The sequence below is a fragment of the Dryocola clanedunensis genome, from assembly GCF_038405435.1.
Classification (GTDB): Bacteria; Pseudomonadota; Gammaproteobacteria; order Enterobacterales; family Enterobacteriaceae; genus Dryocola; species Dryocola clanedunensis_A.
In genome coordinates this window covers 1-771 of the sequence record NZ_JBBYHZ010000069.1, presented here as the reverse complement: position 1 = coordinate 771, position 771 = coordinate 1, and the positions used below count along the sequence as shown (strand labels likewise).

Here is a 771-nt window from a genome sequence, read left to right as displayed (position 1 = left end):
AGGGTACAAACCGGGCACATGGGTAACACTTTAGACCGGCCACATGGGTAACAGTTATAAACGGTATAGCAGAGGAGACTCACTATGCCCTGGACTGAGACCCAACCCATGCAACGTCTTGATTTCATCCGTGCCTGCCAGACGGGCACGGAACCTTTCTCGGCCCTGTGCCGCCGTTTTGGTATCAGCCGCAAAACCGGCTACAAGTGGCTGCAGCGATTTGACCCCGATGACCCGACCTCCCTTTTTGATAAATCCCGTGCCCGCCTCACGCATCCTGACAGACTCCCGCCTGACGTTATTCAGCAGCTCATCGATATCCGGCTGACACATCCCGACTGGGGCGCTAAAAAGGTGCGCGGCTGGCTGATTAATCACCGCGTGCCGTTCCCTGTTCCTGCCGCCAGTACCATCGGGGATATCCTTCAGCGCGAGGGGCTGATTACTCCCCGTGTCCACCGCCGTCGTACGCCCGGCAACCGCCAGGCGATGACCTCCATTGAGACGGTTAACCAGGTCTGGAGCGCGGACTTCAAGGGCAAGTTCCGGCTTCTCAGCCGGGCCTACTGCCATCCGTTCACCCTGACCGACAACCACAGCCGTTACCTGCTGGCCTGCCAGGGCACCTTCAGGGAAAGCGAGTCCTTTGTGCGTGGTTGTCTGGAGCGAGCCTTCCTGGAATACGGCCTGCCCGAGGTTCTGAAAACGGATAACGGCCAGCCGTTTGCCGGGACCGGCATCGCGGGGCTGAGTCGTCTGGCTGTCTGGCTG

Annotated in this window: 1 protein-coding gene; it reads left to right on the top strand. The window is 59.8% G+C overall.

Features of this window, described 5'->3' with window-relative positions:
* Positions 1-84: 84 nt before the first annotated feature.
* Positions 85-771 (top strand): helix-turn-helix domain-containing protein (locus AAE045_RS23415; protein WP_455549710.1); only part of this gene is annotated, 687 nt, incomplete at its 3' end.